Source organism: Athalassotoga sp. (assembly GCF_049965695.1).
In the GTDB taxonomy this organism is placed as follows: Bacteria; Thermotogota; Thermotogae; order Mesoaciditogales; family Mesoaciditogaceae; genus Athalassotoga.
The window spans coordinates 76,551-95,219 of record NZ_JBMFWB010000003.1; the positions used below are offsets into that span (position 1 = coordinate 76,551).

The following is an 18,669-nucleotide window of genomic DNA, read 5'->3' on the forward strand; positions in this document are numbered from 1 at the left end:
CTTATCACCTCATTTAGAGATCGCAAACGGTATTGATCGAGTTTGTGTGAAACTATTTGGAAGATTTCCGATTCCTATAACCGCAACGTACAAACCGTTTGAAATTGAAGATGGCTCAAGCGTGTAAACGAGATTTCTATTCGAAGATACTGCCATTCCGCTTTGAAATCCAACGATTCTTCCCCGCATATCGTACAGATACAACTTGTAATAACAGTCATTGTTTACGGTCAGATAGAAATAAACGTTTCCCTGTCCGATCAAATTAGAAGGAACTGACCAAAATGAGATGATCGAGGGAGACTGGTTGCGTTGCACCTGTGCATTCAATCCAAGCGCGTAAGTACCGGTTGGAGCCTGAAAATTAACCATTTGCATGCCCACTTCAACGTTAAGCGGTACCGGTGAGAGTTGCCATTTTCCATTCTGATACGAATAAACCTTTATATCACCAAAAAGTCCATTTACAGTTTGATTGGAAAAGTAAAGATTGTAACTAAAAGAAGCAACAGGCGTGACGTCAGAAACGATGGAGATCGCATCCGATACCTGGTTGAAATTCGAATAACCTGTGTAAAAATCCTGCGGATTGAAACTCTCAAGGTAGACGGCTATCAAAGATGGAGCAGAGAAAGCATTGGGCGGAATTGTCACCCATCCGCCATCGGAAAGGGTGATGTTCATCCCACCGCTTACCATGTATTTTGAAAAACTTTTCGATATCACACTTGAAGTATTCAGAAAAGTTGCCGTGATGCTAACATTTCCCGGATTGTTGCTGTACGTGTAAGTGCCAACCCATGTTTGATTTATGCTTTTCACCGGCACAACATATTTGACAGAAACGTCTTTAACCGTTACAGTCGGCGTAGATACCGAAGAAACATTCACAACTACCTGATCTTTTCCGTTAACAAGGTTTATGTTCATGGAAGGGGTGATGTTAACTGCCCGTACACTTACGCCTGGATTTACGCTCATTTCAAGACTTTGGTTTCTGTACACATACCCGACTATTATCTTTGACAAAGTGTAAGTACCGGCTAAGGTCATATTCAAAGTCGATGAAAAATCATTTCCGGAGGGCTGTAAATTCAACATTTGCGAATTTTGCGGTGTCAGCCACACCACGTAAACGTAAGAAAGCGAGACGTTATTCGAATAATAAATTGAAAAATTTGCGGATACGTTGCTACCGACGCCAAAACTTGTGCCCGAAATTGAAACAGGCATCACCACAAGCCCGTCAGGCCCTAACAAGAACCTTGCAAGCAAATAATCGGACATTCCAGATCGGGGATCATTTGTACTCATGACGGCATCAAGCGTATAACTTTTAGAAGGAAGAAAAACGCCGGTCGGTTTTACGGAAAAAGTTGCCGTTTCACCTGCCGGAATCTGTCCAGTCGTGGGATTTATTGAAAGGCCGGTCGGAGAAGAAAAATTTGTGAAAGAAAGTGTTTTGGATCCTATATTTTGAACATTCACAACGTAAGATTGCAATCCGTTGGATATGAAAGGAACGTAAACGATTGTCGATTGAACGCTTGCTGCAGGTATATCACTTGTAAAAGTTGCGACATTTGAAAAAAAGTTCGCGCTGGCAGTCTGTAAAATACCCTGCGCTTTGTAATTCGCATGATCGCTGACGTTGTAGTTACAGATGTATTCACCGTCAACAAAGGATGGACTCAAAGTTTGAGTTGAACCTGTCGATGAATTGTAAATCGAAATAACGGCGGAAGCGGAAGATGAAATGGTCGGAGATGAGTACATGGTCAAAGTTACGGTGCCATTCAAAAGAAAAGTTGGCGTTGCCGTCAAAGAAACAGATACACCGATTGCAAAAACCGGAATCATAATGGCCAGCGTAAGAAATAAAAGTTTTTTCATTTTAAAACCTCCCCCAACGCTATCAAATATACTTGATCAACTTTAAATATGAAACATCGTTGGCTCCGGCCCTCGCCTTTCGGTGTCTGTCCTCGCTGCGCAGCGTCGGCCACCTCTCGGCATCCTGCCCTCCGCCAAACTCAAAAATTGTGTTTCACCTTTAAAAAAGTTTTAGTATACTTACCCACAATTTTCTTTGGACGTCTAATTATCTCACAAAAAAGTTCAAAATCACATCTCCGTAATTTTTTTTGGACTTCAGATGTATATTTTTGCCTTCATCGGGTAATATTTCCTTTTCAAAAGATTCTATAACGATTATGCCGTCTGATCTTAGTATCTCTGGATGACCGTCGATCTCTTTAAACGTTTCGAAAAGCAAACCTGTCCCGAAAGGAGGATCGGCGAATATGAAATCGAAATCACTGCCCTTTGATATCAATCTGCGAATTGCTATTCTGAAATCAAGGTTAAGAATCGTGAAATTGTCACCAAACTTTTCCAGATTTTTTCTGATCGTAATGCAAGATGGCCTTGATATCTCAACCAAGGTGGTGTTCTCAACGGATCTGCTAAGCGCTTCGGCTGAAATAACGCCGCTTCCCGCGAAAAGTTCCAACATTTTCATGCCCGTTACGTCTATCATGTTAAAAAGTGCTTCTCTGACGATTGCAGGCGTATAACGGGTTCTTTTATCTGAAACGGCAGAAATATTCATTTTCGAATATCTGCCACCTGTTATTTTCATCAACCGACCTCCACAAATTTGATCTTCTCACCGTACCTTTTGTTTATCTCTTCAAGAAGTTCGGGATGATGATCGAGATTTGGATCTGCTTCTACAATTTCACCCGCGTCTTCTCTTGCCATCAACAATATCGCTTCGTCTTCGACAAGGTTGGCAACTTTGAATTCTGGCATGCCATGCTGCCGGGTACCCATGAACTCTCCGGGGCCACGCATTTTCAGATCGTATTCGGCAAGACTGAAGCCATTGAAAGTATGCTCAAAATATCTTAATCTATCGAGTTCAATGCCACCCGTAAGCAAGATGCAAAAAGATTCGTTGCCGCTTCTTCCTACCCTTCCTCTAAGTTGATGAAGTTGTGCGAGACCGAACCTCTCTGGATGTTCTATCACCATGACGCCGGCGTGTGGAATGTCTATTCCAACCTCTATCACCGTGGTGGAAACGAGCAGTTGAATTTCCTTTTTCAAAAATTTCTCCATGACACTCTCTTTTTCTTCCGAAGACATTCTGCCATGGAGCAGGCCTATTTGACGATCTTTAAAAGGACCGCTTTTAAAATCTTCGTAAACTTTTTTTGCGGCGCTGAGTTCTATTTTCTCAGATTCTTCTATCAAAGGAACAATCCAAAAAACGCTGACACCTTGATCCATTTCTTGCATGGCAAATTCGTAAACTTCGTCTTTTTTGGAATCATTTACTATCAAAGTTCTCGGATTTTTTTTGCCGTGAGGCATCTCATCTATGACCGTAACGTCAAGATCGCCGTAAAAGGTCATGGACAGAGTCCTCGGGATCGGGGTTGCCGTCATCACAAGCGTATCAACCGCTTTACCTTTGGACATGAGAGTTTCACGTTGCTTGACGCCAAATTTGTGCTGTTCATCTATCACGACAAGTCCAAGATTTTTGAAATTCACGTCTTTTTGAATCAATGCATGCGTCCCTATGATAAGGTCAAGTTCTCCAGACGCTAATTTTTCTTTCACATCCATCTTTTCTGCATTCGCGGTTGAACCAGAAATAAATCCAACTTTGATGTTCAATCCGGACAAATCTTTTTTTATCCTATCGTAATGTTGTTTTGCAAGCACATACGTTGGAGCCATGAATGCGACCTGAAACCCGCTTTCGATGACATCCAAAGCCGCAATTTCGGCAACGACGGTTTTCCCACTGCCAACATCTCCATGAAGCAATCTGTTCATCATTCTATCACTCTTTAAATCTCTCTCAATCTCATCGATTGCGCGTTTTTGCGCGTTGGTAAGTTTAAATGGAAGAGATTCAATGAATTTCTTGGATATGCGATTTTGGAATGTTTTCGATATTCCACCCTTTGATTGAACGCTGTTTTTGATCATCATTTTAGATGTTTCAAGCAGAAAAAATTCATCGTATGCGAGTCTTTTTTTTGACGCCCTGAGATGAAATTCACTTTTAGGAAAATGCATTCCGTAAATCGCACGCTTTATGTCTATAAGTTCTCTTCTTTTGAGGAATTCATCCGGAATGATCTCTTTAAAAGCACCTATGTACTTTACATTGCTCTCGATTATGGATCTCATCACCCCCTGAGAGATGCCGGCGGTTAAATCGTATATCGGAAATATGTTAGGAGGTGCGTCATCCACAATTTGAAAGTCAGGAGAGTAAACTTTGAAATTTCCGTATTCTTTTTTTACCAATCCACTGAAGGCTATTCGCTTTGCTTTTGAAAGGGTATCGTAAAGGTAGTCCTGATTAAACCATACAAGGTACATGTTGGAAAAACCGTCTGTGACAACGACATTCACAATCTTGAAATTTTTAACTCTTACCTTCTCAACGCTCACAATTTCGGCAGTCGCGGCGACTTGTTCACCGACCCTAAGGTCAAGTATCCTCAAAGGTCTTCTCCAATCGTCGTAAAGGCGAGGAAAATGGTACATGAGATCTCTGAGTGTGTAAATGCCAAGTTTTTGCAGGGCTGCTTCCCGGATTGGTCCGACCTTTTTACCGAATTTCACATCGACATCGAGGTTAAGCGTTTCATCGCTAACTGGTGGAGGTTCAACGAGATTTTCCATTCTTAACTTTTCTATCATCCTAATCCCGTTTTTTAGCCTTACCTCAACGCGATCTTTTGTCAATTTCGAAATACCCATGAAATACCCACAAAAAGCATCAAATCTTTCTTTGACGTCCGGCGTGACAAGTGTTTCTTTGATTGCATCTCTTATGAATTTTTCAAATTCGGAAGTTTCAAAACTTCCGTCAAGCGTCCCATTTATTTTTTCTTCAGCGGCATCGACGAACTCTTCAAAAAGCATCTCCATAACCTCGTTTATCGTGAGTGCATTTGAATGAGATTATGAATGTTCATCCTTTGAATATCCATTTGATTTGTTTGAATTTGAAAATAAATGTTCACAACGATTTCAACCGTTATAAGCAACAAAACGATGACAAGTAAAGTAATTTGACCTTCACGCATCTTCGACCCCTACAAAAGGCAAATTACGCTTTTTTTGATCGTAGTCGAAGCCGTAACCAACTATAAATTTATCCCCTATCTCAAAGCCGACAAAATCTATCGGCACATCGACTTTTCTGTGAGCCTTTTTTTCGAAAAGCGTGGCAACTTTAAGCGTCGCCGGTTTGTATTTCGCAAAATATCCAAGAATGTAATTAAGCGTTATGCCGGTATCGACTATGTCCTCGACGACGAGTATGTGCTTGCCGTATATACTCTCATCAAGCCAGGATTTCACCCTTACGCGTTCGGTGCTTCCAGTGCCGGAATAACTTGAGACCTGGACAAAACTGTAAAGCACGTTCATGTTTATCTCAAGCACAAGATCGCTGAAAAAATGGACTGCTCCTTTCAAAACACAAACTGCCATTATCTCGTTTGTAAAAGGACTGTAAATACTTGTTATTTCATCTCCGAGTTCCTTAATACGAGTATGAATCTCTTCTCTTGTGAAAAGTGTTTGCACGAAGCACCCCCGTTTACATTTCGAATATGACAACTTTACGATCAAATTTTCTCATATCTTCCAACTTTACTTCAAAAGCACCCTTTACATTTAAGACATCTTTAAAAGATGAGGTGAAATTTTCAAGTTTTCCGAGTTCAAAACTCACGTATTTGGTCATGTAATGCATCGGGAAAATAAGGTGCGGCTTCAAACGGTTCACAATTTCCGTTGCCCGTTTTGCGTCTATGGTGAACACTCCACCGACGGGTATCATCACTGCATCGATGTTTTCAAGTTTTTTAAACGTATTTTCGTCGATCATGTGACCCAGATCACCAAAATGCGCAACGGTCATAGATGACGGGAACTTCATCTTGAAGATGATGTTTGGGCCTCTTTTTGCACCCTTTTCTTCGTCATGGTAGGATGGTATACCTTCGATTTGAAGGGTGCCGAAATTGTAAGTCCCGGGTTCTTTGATGACTTCAAAATTTCCTCTTAACAAATTGTGAGCGTTATGATCGAAATGTTGATGGCTTTCGGTCACATGGGTAGGCTTTACGTTTGGAATCGGATAACCAACACTTTTGTCAAAAGGATCGGTCACAAGAAAAACACCATCATCTTCGATGGCAAAAGAAGAATGTCCGAACCACCAGAACTTCATCGCAAGTCACCTACACTTTCAAAATTAACATTTGTTGGCGGATCTACCTTTTTCACGTGATATGGAGAATATTTTTCCTGGTGTTTTTTTGAATGCCAACTCAAAAGCCAGTAATAAATTCCTGCACCTGCAAGAGAAATTCCAAGAGACCAGAAATTTCCAAGTTTTGTCACATTTATAAGCGTTATGGTTCCTCCTATGAAGATGATAAGAGGAATCCCGTAAAGTAACATTGATAGTTTCGTCGCATTCAAATTTTTTGGAGTTTCAAATTCGACATAATCACCCACTTTTACATCAAGATCTTTTGGCCTTGGAATAAGCGTTTGAGAACTCGAGTTTAAAGCACAATGACCGGCCATAATACACTCCGAACATGAACTTGTCGAAGTAACGTTGACTATTATGGAACTTTTTTCAACCTTTATAACTTTGGCAATTTCTATCATCAAGATCGCCACCTTTCTGATATAATTATTATATCACTGTTTTGAGGAGAGATAAAGTGAATTTAGATATTTTAACCGTAGAGGTAGGAAGCACGACGACTGTTTTAAGCGGATTTGTGGGGATTGGCGATCGTCCAAAACTCTTTGTGCAAGGCGAACATTACACGACTGTCAACGAAGGAGATGTGACGATCGGCATAGAGAAGGCGCTTGAATCGATTGAAAAAAAGATCGGTGAAAAGGTAAGTTGGTCGAAGATGATCGTTTCTTCAAGCGCAGCGGGTGGACTTAAGATGACCGTACACGGCCTTGTTTACAGCATGACCGTAAGAGCGGCCAGAGAGGCTGCACTTGGGGCGGGAGCGATAGTCGTTTTCGCGACAAGCGGAAAGATTTCTGCCGAGACGATCGATGAGGTTAAGAAAATATCGCCAAAACTCATTCTGCTTTCCGGAGGAGTAGACAACGGAGAAAGTGAAACTGCCCTGTACAATGCAGAAATTTTTGCAAAAAGCGATCTGAACCTTCCTTTTGTTTACGCAGGAAATGTTGCCGTTGCATCGAAAGTTGAAAATATCTTCAAAGCATCCGGAAAGGAAATAATCGTAACTCAAAACGTTTATCCAAAGGTTGATCTTTTAAACGTTGAGCCGGTCAGAAAGATAATTCAGGATGTATTCGCAAAACATATAATTCACGGTCCCGGCATGTCTAAACTCGATGGCAAAGTCACGGGAAAGATAATTCCCACGCCGGCGGCCGTTATGTCAGCCGTCGAGATACTGCAAAAGGAGATGGGAGATGCTCTCGCGATAGACATTGGCGGTGCAACAACCGATGTTGATTCCATAACCAATGGCTCTCCGGAAATTCAAAAAATTCTCATTTCGCCCGAACCTTTTGCAAAACGAACTGTTGAAGGAGATCTTGGCGTTTTCGTGAATGCAAAAAACGTTGTTCAAAATTTTGAATGGATAAGAAATGAATTTTTGGATCATCAAGCGCTGTTAGATAGGATAACACCTTATCCGCAAGATGAAAGAATGGAAAAGTTCATTAAAACTTTATCCTTGGCCTGCGCCTCTGAGAGTATAATAAGACATGCCGGACAGAAAAGATATCTTTACGGACCAACGGGAAGAGTTGAAATTGCCGAAGGAAAGGATCTTACGGCCGTGAGAAACATATTTGGTACGGGAGGGGTATTAAGCCGCTCAAAGTTAAATGTTGAAATATTGAATGAGATCAAAAACATCTCCAAAAAGCATCCCATGGCTTTATTGCCCAGGCCTGAGGCTAAACTTTACGTTGATTCAAATTACATCTTTGCCGCTTGCGGACTTATATCTCAAATAGATCCTGAATCAGCGAAGAAGTTGTTGATGGAAGATGTCAAAAGTGTTGGCTGATATCGTAGTAAGGACAGATGGCGGATCAAATCCAAATCCGGGACCATCAGGTGTCGCTTTTACGGTGGAAGAAAAAGGGAAATTAAAGTGCGCCCATTGTGAATACATAGAAATGGCAACAAATAACGAAGCAGAATATATCGCTATTGTGATGGCTTTGGAATATTTAAAGGCGCATTTTCCGGGAAAACGTGTAAAAATCCTCAGCGATAGTCAATTGGTTGTAAGTCAGATGAAAGGCGAATATAAGGTAAAAGCCAATAACTTACTTTCGATAAAGGAAAAAATAGATGATCTGTTAAAAGGAATGAAAGTAGAATTTGAATGGAATGAAAGAAAAGAAAATAAAATTGCCGATCGTCTTGTCAGATTTGTAAGGGGGGAAATTGGAATTGAATAAGATCTTTGACTTGTTTTTTACCCCTAAAGCCTTTTTCAAAAATTCAACATTTGGACCTTTTGACTCTTTGCTTTCGACTTTGATCTTGTGGCTTGTGAATATGATCGTAATTTTTCCCGTGTTCAAAGAAACACCGCTTTTTGGTGGCTTTTTTTATTTTTCTCTTGTAATTTTAGCCCTTATATTTCTGTATGAAATTTTTTCTGGAGCACTTCACATGTTTGTGGCGAGAAATGAAAAAGTTTTCTGGGGATTTCCATACGTTTTAATCCCGCATATTTTAACGGGCTGGATTCTTTCCGTTGCCCTATTTTGGAATTTGTCTTACATATTCCTTGCCATTCCGATCGTGTGGTCAGTGCTGCTTGAATTTTATCTTGTCAGATCTTCGATGGGAAGAGGCATTCTCTACACATTAACGATGAGAATAGGGAGAGATTTTGTCTTTTTTTTGGTGATTGCGTTTATCTTCAGGAGATGGTTTTTGTGAACATCGGTATGATGAGTGATACATACATCCCGCAAATAAACGGCGTTGCCACGTCGGTTCATCTTTTCAAGGAATATCTTGAAGAAATGGGAAATAACGTTTACGTTTTTGCTCCCGTCGTTCCTTCAAACGAAAATCACGCTTTCAAGGTAAGTGGGTTAAAATTCTTTTTTGAGCCCCAGCACAGATTTGCCATACCTTTGTCTCAAAAAATACTGAAATTATCATTAAAATTGGATCTTGAGATGGTTCATTCTCACGCTCCTTTCAGCATGGGTTTTCAAGCGATAAGGTTAAGCGAAAAAATCGGAATTCCGCACATACACACCTATCATACGCTTTTAACCGAATACAGGCATTACCTTCCGATGCCACTGAGGCCAACGGAAAAAGCCGTAAAGGAATTCAGCATGTGGTTTTGCAACATGACAGATGCGGTTATCGCTCCAACTGAAAAGATAAAGACTGAACTTATGGATTACGGTGTGAAAGCACCCATTTACACGCTTCCAACTGGTATAGATGTAAAAAATTTTCAGAGAGGCTTAAGATATTCGATAAGAGAAAAACACGGCATACCTCCAAATGATAAAATCATACTTTTTGTGGGACGGGTGGCAAAAGAAAAAAATATTCTTTTCTTGATAGACACTTTTTTCGAACTTCACAAAAGAATTGACAACACAACGCTTTTGATAGTTGGAGATGGTCCAGAAAAACAAGAAATAATTCACAAAGTGTCACACCTTGGTATAAGAAATAAAGTTGTATTTGCAGGTTACATAACAAGAGAAGATATAATAGAATATTACAGACAATCGGATCTATTCGCTTTTGCTTCAATTACGGAAACGCAAGGTCTCGTCGTTTTGGAAGCACTTTCAGCAGGACTTCCGGTAGTCGCCGTGGCAAAGGAAGGAATTGCGGATGTACTTGTCGAGGGCAAAGGGTGTTTGCTCGTGGAAGAACCACTTATAAAACCTTTCGTGGATAAAATGGAGAACATTTTAAAAGATAGAAATTTGAGGTTAAGGCTCTCAGACGAAGGTGTGAATTACGTTAACCAAAATTGGTCAATGGACACGATGGCCAAACGTTTGCAAGATATATACCATGAAACCGCAGAACTTTCAAAAAAAAGGAGGAAGATATATGGTACCAAATCTTTTTTTACTTATCTACACGACATCGGATTACGGTTTTTCTAACAACTCTTTGGTATACCGTCAAAACAAATCCGAAATTCAAAAGGCCGTACTCTGGACTATTCTTATAGGTCTCGCCCTTTCATTTAATTTACTTGTTTTTCAGACAGGAATGATCGCGATACTTACCTACATAATCATAACGGCGGGGCTTACATTCTTAAAACCGAGAAGCGATAAATTGTCTTGGTACCTTGGAATGGAATTCCTGAATCTTGGCGTTGCGCTGCTTTTCACATTTCTCTTCAGCGCTTTCATCGCCGAACACAATTACATAGAACCACCATTCATAAATTATCTTTTTGGGCTTGTTCTGTCTTCTGTTGTACTCGCCGATATTTTTAGAAGATCCAATTTGATAGACATCAAATCCAACGATGCAGATGGAAATTTTGAAAGAATTCTGATCTTCATATTCATAATGGCACTTCAATGGTGGTATTTGGCGATAGTGCTTGCCGGAATGTTGATTTACAGGTTGATAAGATACAGAAAATTCGATAAAACATGGATTATAAGTCCTTTGGCCGGAGTGGGACTTTCATTTCTTTGGCTTTTGTTAATGAACTTTGGTCTGATTTAATTTCTTTAAAAGTGAAATGCAAATTTGAGTTTGGCGGAGAGCAGGATGCCACGATCAGCGAACAGTGACGAGTAAACAGTAAAGGGTGAGATGAAAAGTTTTTCTGATTACGGATCACGCGTTACGCGTCACAAATTTCTCTAATGTCTGATCCCTAATCTCTGTTTTTTCTACCTGCCATTAGGGACACCTGCCGGAGCGATTATTCGGAATTTAAAACTGGTTCAGTATATAATTTTTAAAAAAATAAGAGCCCTAATAAAGGGCTCTTTTCTATAATTAAGGGGGATAGGGGGTATTTCACTACATTAGACGGATCAAATCATCTTTTGTTCAAAGGAAAATGGCATTTGACAAGATGACCTTCTGATATTTCAAAAAATTGAGGCTCTTCCACTTTGCATATTTCCTTTGCGTAAGGACATCTTGAATGAAATCTACATCCGGCCGGAGGTTTGACGAGATCAGGAACGCTCCCGGGTATACCTACAAGTTTGTCTTTGTTGTGACATCAAGCGAGGAAGTCGGTTCATCTGAACGGTATAATCGTCAATCTTTTTTACCATTTCATTCATGTTGTCTGAATTCAGACCAAGCGACTCGAAAAGCCAAACCGGAGATTTTTTCAACTGTAAGACACGTTCAACCGAATAAACAACAGCATCGGCATTCAGCGGATCTCCATTTGCAAAATTTACACTCTTTCGAATGTGAAAGGTCCATGTTTTACCGTCCTGTCGAAATTTGAATTTTGTTTGGTATATAACATCTTGACATTTCCTTTCTAAGGTGCTACGCTATAATCAGTATTACACATACTTGGTCATGATTTTGAGAACCGTGGGGCACACGGGGATAGTTCGTTGATACTTAGCACAGGAGTGCTATTGAGCGAGAAGCCCCTACTTCTATAAGTGGTTGGAGCATGTCATTCAACAGGTACTTTGTTCAAAAGGAAAGTTAGGTGAAAAACCGACGCGGTCCCGCCGCTGTAACCGAAGACGATCTTTGCAAGATGCCACTGGGAAACTGGGAAGGCGCAAAGGGAGAATGACTCGGAAGCCAGAAGACCTGCCTGTTGACCATAACTCGAGGAAGTATTGGCATGATCAAAAGGGAATCGGCCGACATTTTGTCGGTCTTTATTTTTTTTAGGAAGGTGATTGAATTGGAAAAGGGATACATTCAAGTTTACACGGGAAATGGCAAAGGAAAAACAACGGCTGCAATAGGTTTGTGCATGAGGGCTTTCGGAGCGGGGCTCAAAATTTCATTTATCCAATTTGTCAAAGGCAGGTACACAAGCGAGATGAAAGCCTTTGAAGAACTCAAAATAGAATTCTTTCAAGGAGGACTACCGGAATTCATAATAGGAAAGCCCGAAAAAAAAGACATCGATGCCGCTTTAAAGACGTTGAATCTGGCAAGAGAAAAGGTGTCTTCCGGAAAATACGATATTGTCATACTTGATGAGTTAAATGTGGCTGTTTACCTTGGCCTTATCTCCGAAAAAGATGTCATCGATTTGCTGAATTCAAAATCTCAAAACACAGAGGTAGTTTTGACTGGAAGATACGCAACTCAAAAGATAATGGATATGGCCGATCTTGTGACCGAAATGCACGAAGTAAAGCATTATTACACAAAAGGCGTCGGGCAAAGAACTGGCATAGAGGTATGATGTGTCGGTTTTGATGGTTCAGGGGACATCTTCCGGTGTTGGAAAATCTCTTATCGTGGCAGCCCTTTGCAGACATTTCAAAAGGATGGGATTGACGGTTGCACCTTTTAAATCTCAAAACATGTCTTTGAATTCGGCCGTAAGCATAGAAGGCGGTGAAATGGCAAGATCTCAATACGTTCAATCGATAGCGTGTGAAGAGATACCTTCGGTAAAGATGAATCCAATCCTTTTGAAACCCGAGACGAACGGATCGCAGATCATCGTGCTTGGCAAGCCCTATGGGTATTCAGGTGCAAAAGATTACATGAAATCGAAAAAAGCCGAATTGCTCTCGCTAAGCGTTGATGCTTTGCGTGCTTTGATGAATACCCATGATCTGGTCGTAATAGAGGGTGCCGGAAGTCCTGCGGAGATAAACATCAAAGATCGCGATATCGTCAACATGAAAATAGCCCAATCGGTAAATGCCCCAGTGATTCTTGTCGCTGACATAGAAAGGGGCGGCGCTTTCGCTCAAATAACCGGAACAATTGAATTACTCGAAGAAGATGAAAAGAAATTTGTCAAAGGATATATTTTCAACAAATTCATGGGAGACAAGTCGCTGCTTGAAGATTATCCTGAAAGACTCGCGAGAAAGTATAACATCGAATTTTTTGGAACTATGCCCTACATCAAGCACAAAATACCGGAAGAAGATTCCATGATAGATTGGGAAAAAGATGGAGAAGGCGATCTTTCGGTTGATGTAATTCATCTTCCACATATTTCAAACTTCGACGATTTCGATCCTTTGCTTTGGAATACCCGTGTTCACTTCATTGAAAATGGAAAATTGGATGGAGATATCGTTGTGATACCGGGCACGAAGATGACAATTGAAGATTTAGAATGGTTAAAAGAAAGAGGACTCGATTCTGAGATAAAATCGGCCGCCAAAAGAGGATCGTACGTAGTCGGCATATGCGGAGGCTATCAGATGATCGGAGAAGAAATTTCGGATGGTCAAAGACGTGTTGAAGGCATGAATCTTGTACCTGTGAAAACTGAATTTGTGGAAGAAAAACGTATATCAAACCTTAAGGGCCACGAAAAGTTTACCGGAAATGACATTGAAATAGAAGGATATGAAGTTCACCACGGAATTTCGCGTTACACCTCTTCGATTTCCCCTTTTGCCGTGGTTGAGAATGTAAATGGGAAGAATTCGAATTATGAAGATGGCTACGTTAAAGGTAAGATCTTTGGAACGTATTTTCACGGCCTTTTCAGAAATTTCGATTTTACCCAAGAATTTTTGAACATGGTAAGAAGAGAAAAAGGTCTTGAAGAAAGAAAGATAATAACATCATCCCTTACAGAGGAAATAGACAGATTCACAGATCTTTTTGAATCAAACATTGACGTGAAGAGCATAGAAAAATTGATATGAAATTTTTTATGCCGGATCCGTTGACTTTCCTTTTAGCCTTGATGATAGATCTTTTGATAGGCGAATATCCGAATGCCATTCATCCGGTCGTTTGGATGGGAAAGCTCGTCAAATATTTCGATAAAGATGCAAAGTCAAATGCTGTAAGGTTTATTTACGGCACAATGCTTTTGATCCTAAATGTTGCAATATGGGCTTCCGTCGGAATTTCGATCATGTTTATTCCCGGTCTCATAGGGATCTTAACGCAGGCATTGCTTTTAAAATCAACTTTTTCGATCCGCGGATTGTATGCCCATGTTAAAAGGTGCAGGGTAGAAGATGATGAAAAAATGAGACATTCTGTTTCTATGATAGTAAGCAGGGATACGTCAAAACTTGACAGATGGCATCTTATATCGGCAGCACTTGAGAGTTTGTCAGAAAACACATCTGACTCCATAACGGCACCTCTTTTTTATTACACACTCTTTGGATTGCCGGGTGCTTTGGTTTACAGGGTGGTTAACACGATGGATGCGATGATCGGATATCACACCCAAAAGTTTGAATGGTTTGGAAAAGCCGCCGCACGTACCGATGATGCGCTGAACTTCATTCCGTCAAGATTGACGGCAACATTTTTTGCCCTGTTTTCTCCAAAAAAAGCGTTTAGATCCATCTTCAAATACGGCCCGATAAAGATAAACGGTACATATCCGATGAGTGCATTCTCCGGAATACTTGGAGTTAAATTTGAAAAGCACGGAGTTTATGAATTCGAAGGCAGAGAACCTGAAATTGAAGATTTGGATAGGGGATTAAGAATTTACGCTTTTTCGGTTTTAATAATTATATCGGTATTTTTTCTTTTAACGGTGGCAAGATAGATGGAATTTCACGGCGGTACTATGGATGAAAGCGTTATAGATTTTTCCATATCGGTAAATCCTTACATACCAGCATGGAAAGATCGACTTTTCAAGCGTTGCGCAGAAATTTCAAACAAATATCTTTACGTGGAATGGATTGAAGAAAGATTCAAAGAAAAATTTGGCAAAGACACCGTTATTCTCGCAGGAGCGACTGAAGCATTTCAGATCGTTGGTTTTACAATCATGAATGACGCAAACGTCGTAATTCCGCTTCCGTCTTACGGAGAGTATGAAAGAATTGCATCTTACACGGCAAAGCGCGTCTTCAAAGTACCGCCTAAGAATGAAATTGATCTGGATCTCGATAGCGCTTTCGATCTTGCAAAAAATTTGTCGAATAACGGAAAAAGTGTGATCATACTGGGTAATCCCAGCAATCCGACGGGAAAATATCTCAAAATGCGTGACGATCTCGAAGATCTTGCGAATAAGGTGACGATTGTGCTGGATGAAGCCTTCGTTGATTTCGTTGACGAGAAATCAAGATGGAACGTTGATCACCCAAACATCATCGTCGTGAGAAGTTTTACGAAATCTTATGGAATGCCGGGAGTAAGAGCAGGATACGTTAAAACCGAAAACTTCAAAAAGCATTTTGAAAAATACAGATCACCGTGGGCATTGGGAAGTTGCGGATACGCTTTCGTTGAATTTTTGATCGAAGATGATGGAACTTTTCTTCTCAAAAGCATGCAATCGATAAAGGCTGAATCAAAAAAATTCGAAAATTTCGGAATCTTCACGGATGCCAACTTTGGCGTTCTAAAGGTTAAAAATGCACATGAGGCACAAAAAAATCTCGACAAATTGGGAATTCATGTGAGAAATTGCGAAAGTTTCGGCCTTTACGACAGGATAAGGGTATCCATAAGAAAGCCGGAAGAAAATGAAAGACTTTTTGAATCGCTAAGGAAGGTGATCAAGTGATACTTATAACGGGCGGAGAAAGATCCGGAAAGAGCAATTTTGCGATCGAACTTGCCATGCATAAGGAAAAGAAGGCCTTCATAGCAACGGCTGAACCATTTGACGACGAGATGAGATCGAGAATAGAAACGCATAAAAGGGACAGAAAAGAAACCTTCGATACTTTTGAGGAACCGCTTTATCTGTGGAAAACTTTGAAGATGACCGTGCATTACGATACGTGTGTCATCGATTGTATGACCACATGGATTGGAAATCTCATGTATCATGGCGTTGATTCGAAAGAAGAAACAGAAAAATTTCTGGCAAATCTAAACGGCAACGAGATAATCGTATCGAACGAAGTGGGCATGGGAATTATCTCGGTTGATAAAATGACGCGCACTTACGTCGAAACACTCGGAAGGCTCAACCAAGAAATTGCAAAGATTGCAAATGAGGTGTTTTTTATGATCGCGGGAATTCCTCTCAAAATAAAATGAAAGGCATAGCAGGCGCCATAGCGTTTTTAACAAGAATTCCTATAAAAACAGATGTTAACCCTGCAAATGCCGTTGGTGATTTTCCCGTAGTCGGCTACATGGCGGGCGGGATATACATACTTTTATTTTGGATTTTGGGAAGATCTTTGCCCGTCATTGTACTTTCAATCTTCTTGGTTTATTTCCTTTTCAACGCTTTTCATTTCGATGGCTTGCTCGATACGACAGATGCATTTATGTCCCAAAAGCAAAGAGAGAAAAAACTTGAGATAATGAAAATGGGAAATTCCGGCCCTATGGCTATCCTCGTCGGCGCACTTTACATGATTCTGATGACTTACGTGCTTGGCCGGGTATCATTTGTCGGAATTTTAGCAAGCACCGTTTCAGGCCGTTACGCTATGGTGTTAACCGCTTATTTCTCGAAGCCTGCAAAATCAGGACTGGGTGCATCGATCTTCCCTGTGAGATTAAAAACACTGATCCATGCGTCTGTTTATCTTGTTCCGTTTTTGTTTTTTCCAAGAACGCTTTTGTTCATCGGAATAGGTCTTGTTGCAGCCTTTGCCATGAAATTGATCTCAGATCGAATGATAGGAGGCATGACGGGAGATGTGCTTGGATCGATAGAAGAGATTGCTCAAATTGTCGTGCTCACAACATGTCAACTGAGGTGATCTATGAGGGATGCGAATTTGATGAAATTCAAAGATGGCTTTTTGGTGCATGCATGTGATTCGGCCGGCGGAATAGGAGAACTAAAAGATGATGTTCTGAAAGTTCCGGTAGAGATAATTGCCAGATACACCTTAAGAACTGCTTTGATGGAAGTCATATCGATAGGTTCAAAACCTTTAAGCGTAAGTGCCGAATTTGCTAACAATCCCGAATATGTTCGAGGGGCGATCGATGAAATAAGAAAAATGATCGAAAGATTTTCTCTTCCTCTTGTCATTTCGACAGAAAAAAATTTCAAAACATCTCAAACAGGTCTCGGTATTTCTGTCGTGGGCTTCGTAAGAAATCCCATAATTGGAAATGCCCCCAGGGGTTCAGATGTTTTTGTCGCCGGTTATCCTTTTGTAGGCGATGAGGTTTTAAAATATGAAGATAAAATTTTGAGTTTTGATGATTTTTTGAATTTAAGAAATCACGATGACGTGGGCGAAATTATACCGGTGGGATCTTCAGGAATTTTTGAAGAAGCAAAATTACTTGCGCAAAATAGCGAACTTGATCTTAAAATCAATGATGAATCCTGGCTTCACAAGAGTGCCGGGCCATCGACCTGTGTTGTCTTTTGGTCTTACGGAAAGCCTGAAATTGGCATTCCAATTAAAAAAATAGGATCTCTTGAATGAGGAGTGTGCTATGTCAAAAACAAGGAAATTAACTTTAATGGCTATTTTCATTGCACTTTCGTTTGTCGGTTCTTTGATAAAAATTCCGAGTCCTCTTGGAGACATAGGCTTTGATTCGACGGCAGGTTTTACAGCGGTGCTTTACCTCGGATATATCCCCGGATCAATTGTCACAATGCTTGGATATCTTATCATCACCGCAAGTGCCGGCTTTCCTTTAGGCATCCTAACTGCTGGAGTGGCGTTGGAGATGTTTTTTGTATCTATCGCTTACAGGTATTTTTACAGAATAAATAAGTTCCTCGGCATAACAATGGCAACGATTCTTAACGGAATAATCGCTCCTCTCATAGTTTTACCTGTTGGCGGATGGGGATTGTACATCGGACTTTTACCTTCTCTTACGATTGCAAGTGTCCTGAATTTAGCAACTTCCGCCATCATCTACGTCGCTCTCCAAAAGATATCAAAAATTTCTTTGAAATCGATGACTTGACATTTTTAAGCAAGAATTCTCCTACTTCTATAAGTGATATACTGAACCAGTTTTAAATTCCGAATCGCAGCGATGGCAGGTGCCCCTAATGGCAGGTAGAAAAAACAGAGATTAGGGATCAGACATTAGAGAAATTTGTGACGCGTAACGCGTGATCCGTAATCAGAAAAACTTTTCATCTCACCCTTTACTGTTTACTCGTCACTGTTCGCTGATCGTGGCATCCTGCTCTCCGCTTCGGTAAATAAGCATTCCGCTTTTAAAGTGAATTCAGTATAACGTCTTGACAATTTCTTTCTAAGATGCTATATTAGCATTAAGCGTTACGCATACTTGATCATGATTTCGAGAACCGTGGGGCACACGGAGATAGCTCGTTGATACTTAGCGCACAAATGCTATTGAGCGAGAAGCCCTCACTTCTATAAGTGGTGAGAGCAGGTCACGGTATAATTCCAAAGTAAGAGCGCGTAGCTCAAATGGTAGAGCGCTTCCTTGACGCGGAAGAGGTAGCAGGTTCAATTCCTGCCGCGCTCACCAAAAGGCGACCCTAAAGGGTCGCTTTG

The 18,669-nt window shown here is 40.7% G+C and carries 21 protein-coding genes, 1 tRNA gene, 1 pseudogene and 1 riboswitch; of the genes and pseudogenes, 14 read left to right on the forward strand and 9 right to left on the reverse strand.

From position 1 onward, the window contains the following. Positions 1-9 precede the first annotated feature (9 nt). The 7 genes from ACP5NR_RS01715 to ACP5NR_RS01745 form a co-directional block, all read right to left on the reverse strand. Positions 10-1,893: a hypothetical protein gene (locus tag ACP5NR_RS01715; RefSeq protein ID WP_428004489.1), complete on the reverse strand. Its 1,884-nt coding sequence runs from the start codon at positions 1,891-1,893 to the stop codon at positions 10-12. A gap of 208 nt (positions 1,894-2,101) precedes the next feature. After that, positions 2,102-2,641: a 16S rRNA (guanine(966)-N(2))-methyltransferase RsmD gene (gene rsmD / locus ACP5NR_RS01720; protein WP_428004490.1), complete on the reverse strand. Its 540-nt coding sequence runs from the start codon at positions 2,639-2,641 to the stop codon at positions 2,102-2,104. Further along, positions 2,641-4,953: an ATP-dependent DNA helicase RecG gene (gene recG, locus ACP5NR_RS01725; protein WP_428005858.1), complete on the reverse strand. Its 2,313-nt coding sequence runs from the start codon at positions 4,951-4,953 to the stop codon at positions 2,641-2,643. Before recG ends, rsmD begins: the two co-directional genes overlap by 1 nt. Before the next feature lie 14 nt (positions 4,954-4,967). Then, entirely contained in the window at positions 4,968-5,117 is a 150-nt protein-coding gene (locus ACP5NR_RS01730) for a hypothetical protein (RefSeq protein ID WP_428004492.1), read from the reverse strand. After that, the gene (gene hpt / locus ACP5NR_RS01735) at positions 5,110-5,622 is read right to left on the reverse strand and encodes a hypoxanthine phosphoribosyltransferase (protein ID WP_428004493.1); all 513 of its coding nucleotides are present in this window, start codon (positions 5,620-5,622) and stop codon (positions 5,110-5,112) included. The genes ACP5NR_RS01730 and hpt overlap by 8 nt, the downstream gene beginning before the upstream one ends. Positions 5,623-5,635: 13 nt before the next feature. Continuing rightward, the gene (locus tag ACP5NR_RS01740) at positions 5,636-6,271 is read right to left on the reverse strand and encodes an MBL fold metallo-hydrolase (protein WP_428004494.1); all 636 of its coding nucleotides are present in this window, start codon (positions 6,269-6,271) and stop codon (positions 5,636-5,638) included. After that, positions 6,268-6,720 carry a SoxR reducing system RseC family protein gene (locus ACP5NR_RS01745; RefSeq protein WP_428004495.1) on the reverse strand — a complete coding sequence of 151 codons (453 nt, stop codon included), beginning with the start codon at positions 6,718-6,720 and terminating at the stop codon, positions 6,268-6,270. The genes ACP5NR_RS01740 and ACP5NR_RS01745 overlap by 4 nt, the downstream gene beginning before the upstream one ends. A gap of 56 nt (positions 6,721-6,776) precedes the next feature. On the opposite strand from ACP5NR_RS01745, the gene ACP5NR_RS01750 reads away from it, so the two are divergent. The 5 genes from ACP5NR_RS01750 to ACP5NR_RS01770 are packed head-to-tail and all read left to right on the forward strand — an operon-like array spanning position 6,777 to position 10,807. Beyond that, positions 6,777-8,129 (forward strand): GlmL-related ornithine degradation protein, encoded by a 1,353-nt coding sequence (locus ACP5NR_RS01750; protein ID WP_428004496.1) that lies wholly within the window; start codon positions 6,777-6,779, stop codon positions 8,127-8,129. Further along, complete coding sequence (locus ACP5NR_RS01755; protein WP_428004497.1) at positions 8,122-8,529, forward strand: ribonuclease HI family protein; 408 nt, start codon at positions 8,122-8,124, stop codon at positions 8,527-8,529. Before ACP5NR_RS01750 ends, ACP5NR_RS01755 begins: the two co-directional genes overlap by 8 nt. After that, the gene (locus tag ACP5NR_RS01760; protein WP_428004498.1) at positions 8,522-9,019 is read left to right on the forward strand and encodes a hypothetical protein; all 498 of its coding nucleotides are present in this window, start codon (positions 8,522-8,524) and stop codon (positions 9,017-9,019) included. The genes ACP5NR_RS01755 and ACP5NR_RS01760 overlap by 8 nt, the downstream gene beginning before the upstream one ends. Then, a complete protein-coding gene (locus tag ACP5NR_RS01765; protein ID WP_428004499.1) occupies positions 9,016-10,227 on the forward strand; it encodes a glycosyltransferase family 4 protein in 1,212 nt (403 codons plus the stop codon). The genes ACP5NR_RS01760 and ACP5NR_RS01765 overlap by 4 nt, the downstream gene beginning before the upstream one ends. After that, positions 10,172-10,807, forward strand: coding sequence for a hypothetical protein (locus ACP5NR_RS01770; RefSeq protein ID WP_428004500.1), 636 nt, complete (start codon positions 10,172-10,174; stop codon positions 10,805-10,807). Before ACP5NR_RS01765 ends, ACP5NR_RS01770 begins: the two co-directional genes overlap by 56 nt. Positions 10,808-11,129: 322 nt before the next feature. On the opposite strand, the pseudogene ACP5NR_RS01775 reads toward ACP5NR_RS01770, so the two are convergent. Beyond that, positions 11,130-11,309: pseudogene (locus ACP5NR_RS01775) on the reverse strand (oligopeptide/dipeptide ABC transporter ATP-binding protein); the annotation flags it as partial. After that, positions 11,272-11,571, reverse strand: coding sequence for an ABC transporter substrate-binding protein (locus ACP5NR_RS01780; RefSeq protein ID WP_428005866.1), 300 nt, complete (start codon positions 11,569-11,571; stop codon positions 11,272-11,274). The gene ACP5NR_RS01780 and the pseudogene ACP5NR_RS01775, both read right to left, overlap by 38 nt. A 156-nt stretch (positions 11,572-11,727) precedes the next feature. Beyond that, a riboswitch (cobalamin riboswitch) is annotated at positions 11,728-11,900 on the forward strand. A 75-nt stretch (positions 11,901-11,975) separates the two neighbouring features. Between ACP5NR_RS01780 and cobO the strand changes: the two genes are divergently transcribed. From cobO to ACP5NR_RS01825, 9 genes are all read left to right on the forward strand, one after another. Beyond that, complete coding sequence (gene cobO, locus ACP5NR_RS01785; RefSeq protein ID WP_428005859.1) at positions 11,976-12,488, forward strand: cob(I)yrinic acid a,c-diamide adenosyltransferase; 513 nt, start codon at positions 11,976-11,978, stop codon at positions 12,486-12,488. 13 nt (positions 12,489-12,501) lie between these two features. Next, on the forward strand, positions 12,502-13,923 hold the full coding sequence (locus ACP5NR_RS01790; RefSeq protein ID WP_428005867.1) for a cobyric acid synthase: 1,422 nt from the start codon (positions 12,502-12,504) through the stop codon (positions 13,921-13,923). Beyond that, on the forward strand, positions 13,920-14,792 hold the full coding sequence (gene cbiB, locus ACP5NR_RS01795) for an adenosylcobinamide-phosphate synthase CbiB (RefSeq protein WP_428005860.1): 873 nt from the start codon (positions 13,920-13,922) through the stop codon (positions 14,790-14,792). Before ACP5NR_RS01790 ends, cbiB begins: the two co-directional genes overlap by 4 nt. After that, entirely contained in the window at positions 14,793-15,764 is a 972-nt protein-coding gene (locus ACP5NR_RS01800) for an aminotransferase class I/II-fold pyridoxal phosphate-dependent enzyme (RefSeq protein ID WP_428004507.1), read from the forward strand. Continuing rightward, a complete protein-coding gene (gene cobU, locus ACP5NR_RS01805) occupies positions 15,761-16,246 on the forward strand; it encodes a bifunctional adenosylcobinamide kinase/adenosylcobinamide-phosphate guanylyltransferase (protein ID WP_428004508.1) in 486 nt (161 codons plus the stop codon). The genes ACP5NR_RS01800 and cobU overlap by 4 nt, the downstream gene beginning before the upstream one ends. Further along, complete coding sequence (locus ACP5NR_RS01810) at positions 16,243-16,923, forward strand: adenosylcobinamide-GDP ribazoletransferase (RefSeq protein ID WP_428004509.1); 681 nt, start codon at positions 16,243-16,245, stop codon at positions 16,921-16,923. The genes cobU and ACP5NR_RS01810 overlap by 4 nt, the downstream gene beginning before the upstream one ends. Positions 16,924-16,944: 21 nt before the next feature. Beyond that, complete coding sequence (locus ACP5NR_RS01815) at positions 16,945-17,607, forward strand: alpha-ribazole kinase (protein WP_428004510.1); 663 nt, start codon at positions 16,945-16,947, stop codon at positions 17,605-17,607. A 10-nt stretch (positions 17,608-17,617) separates the two neighbouring features. Then, entirely contained in the window at positions 17,618-18,103 is a 486-nt protein-coding gene (locus ACP5NR_RS01820) for an ECF transporter S component (protein WP_428004511.1), read from the forward strand. Between the two features lie 464 nt (positions 18,104-18,567). Then, a tRNA-Val gene (locus ACP5NR_RS01825) sits at positions 18,568-18,643 on the forward strand. The last annotated feature ends 26 nt before the right edge of the window (positions 18,644-18,669 follow it).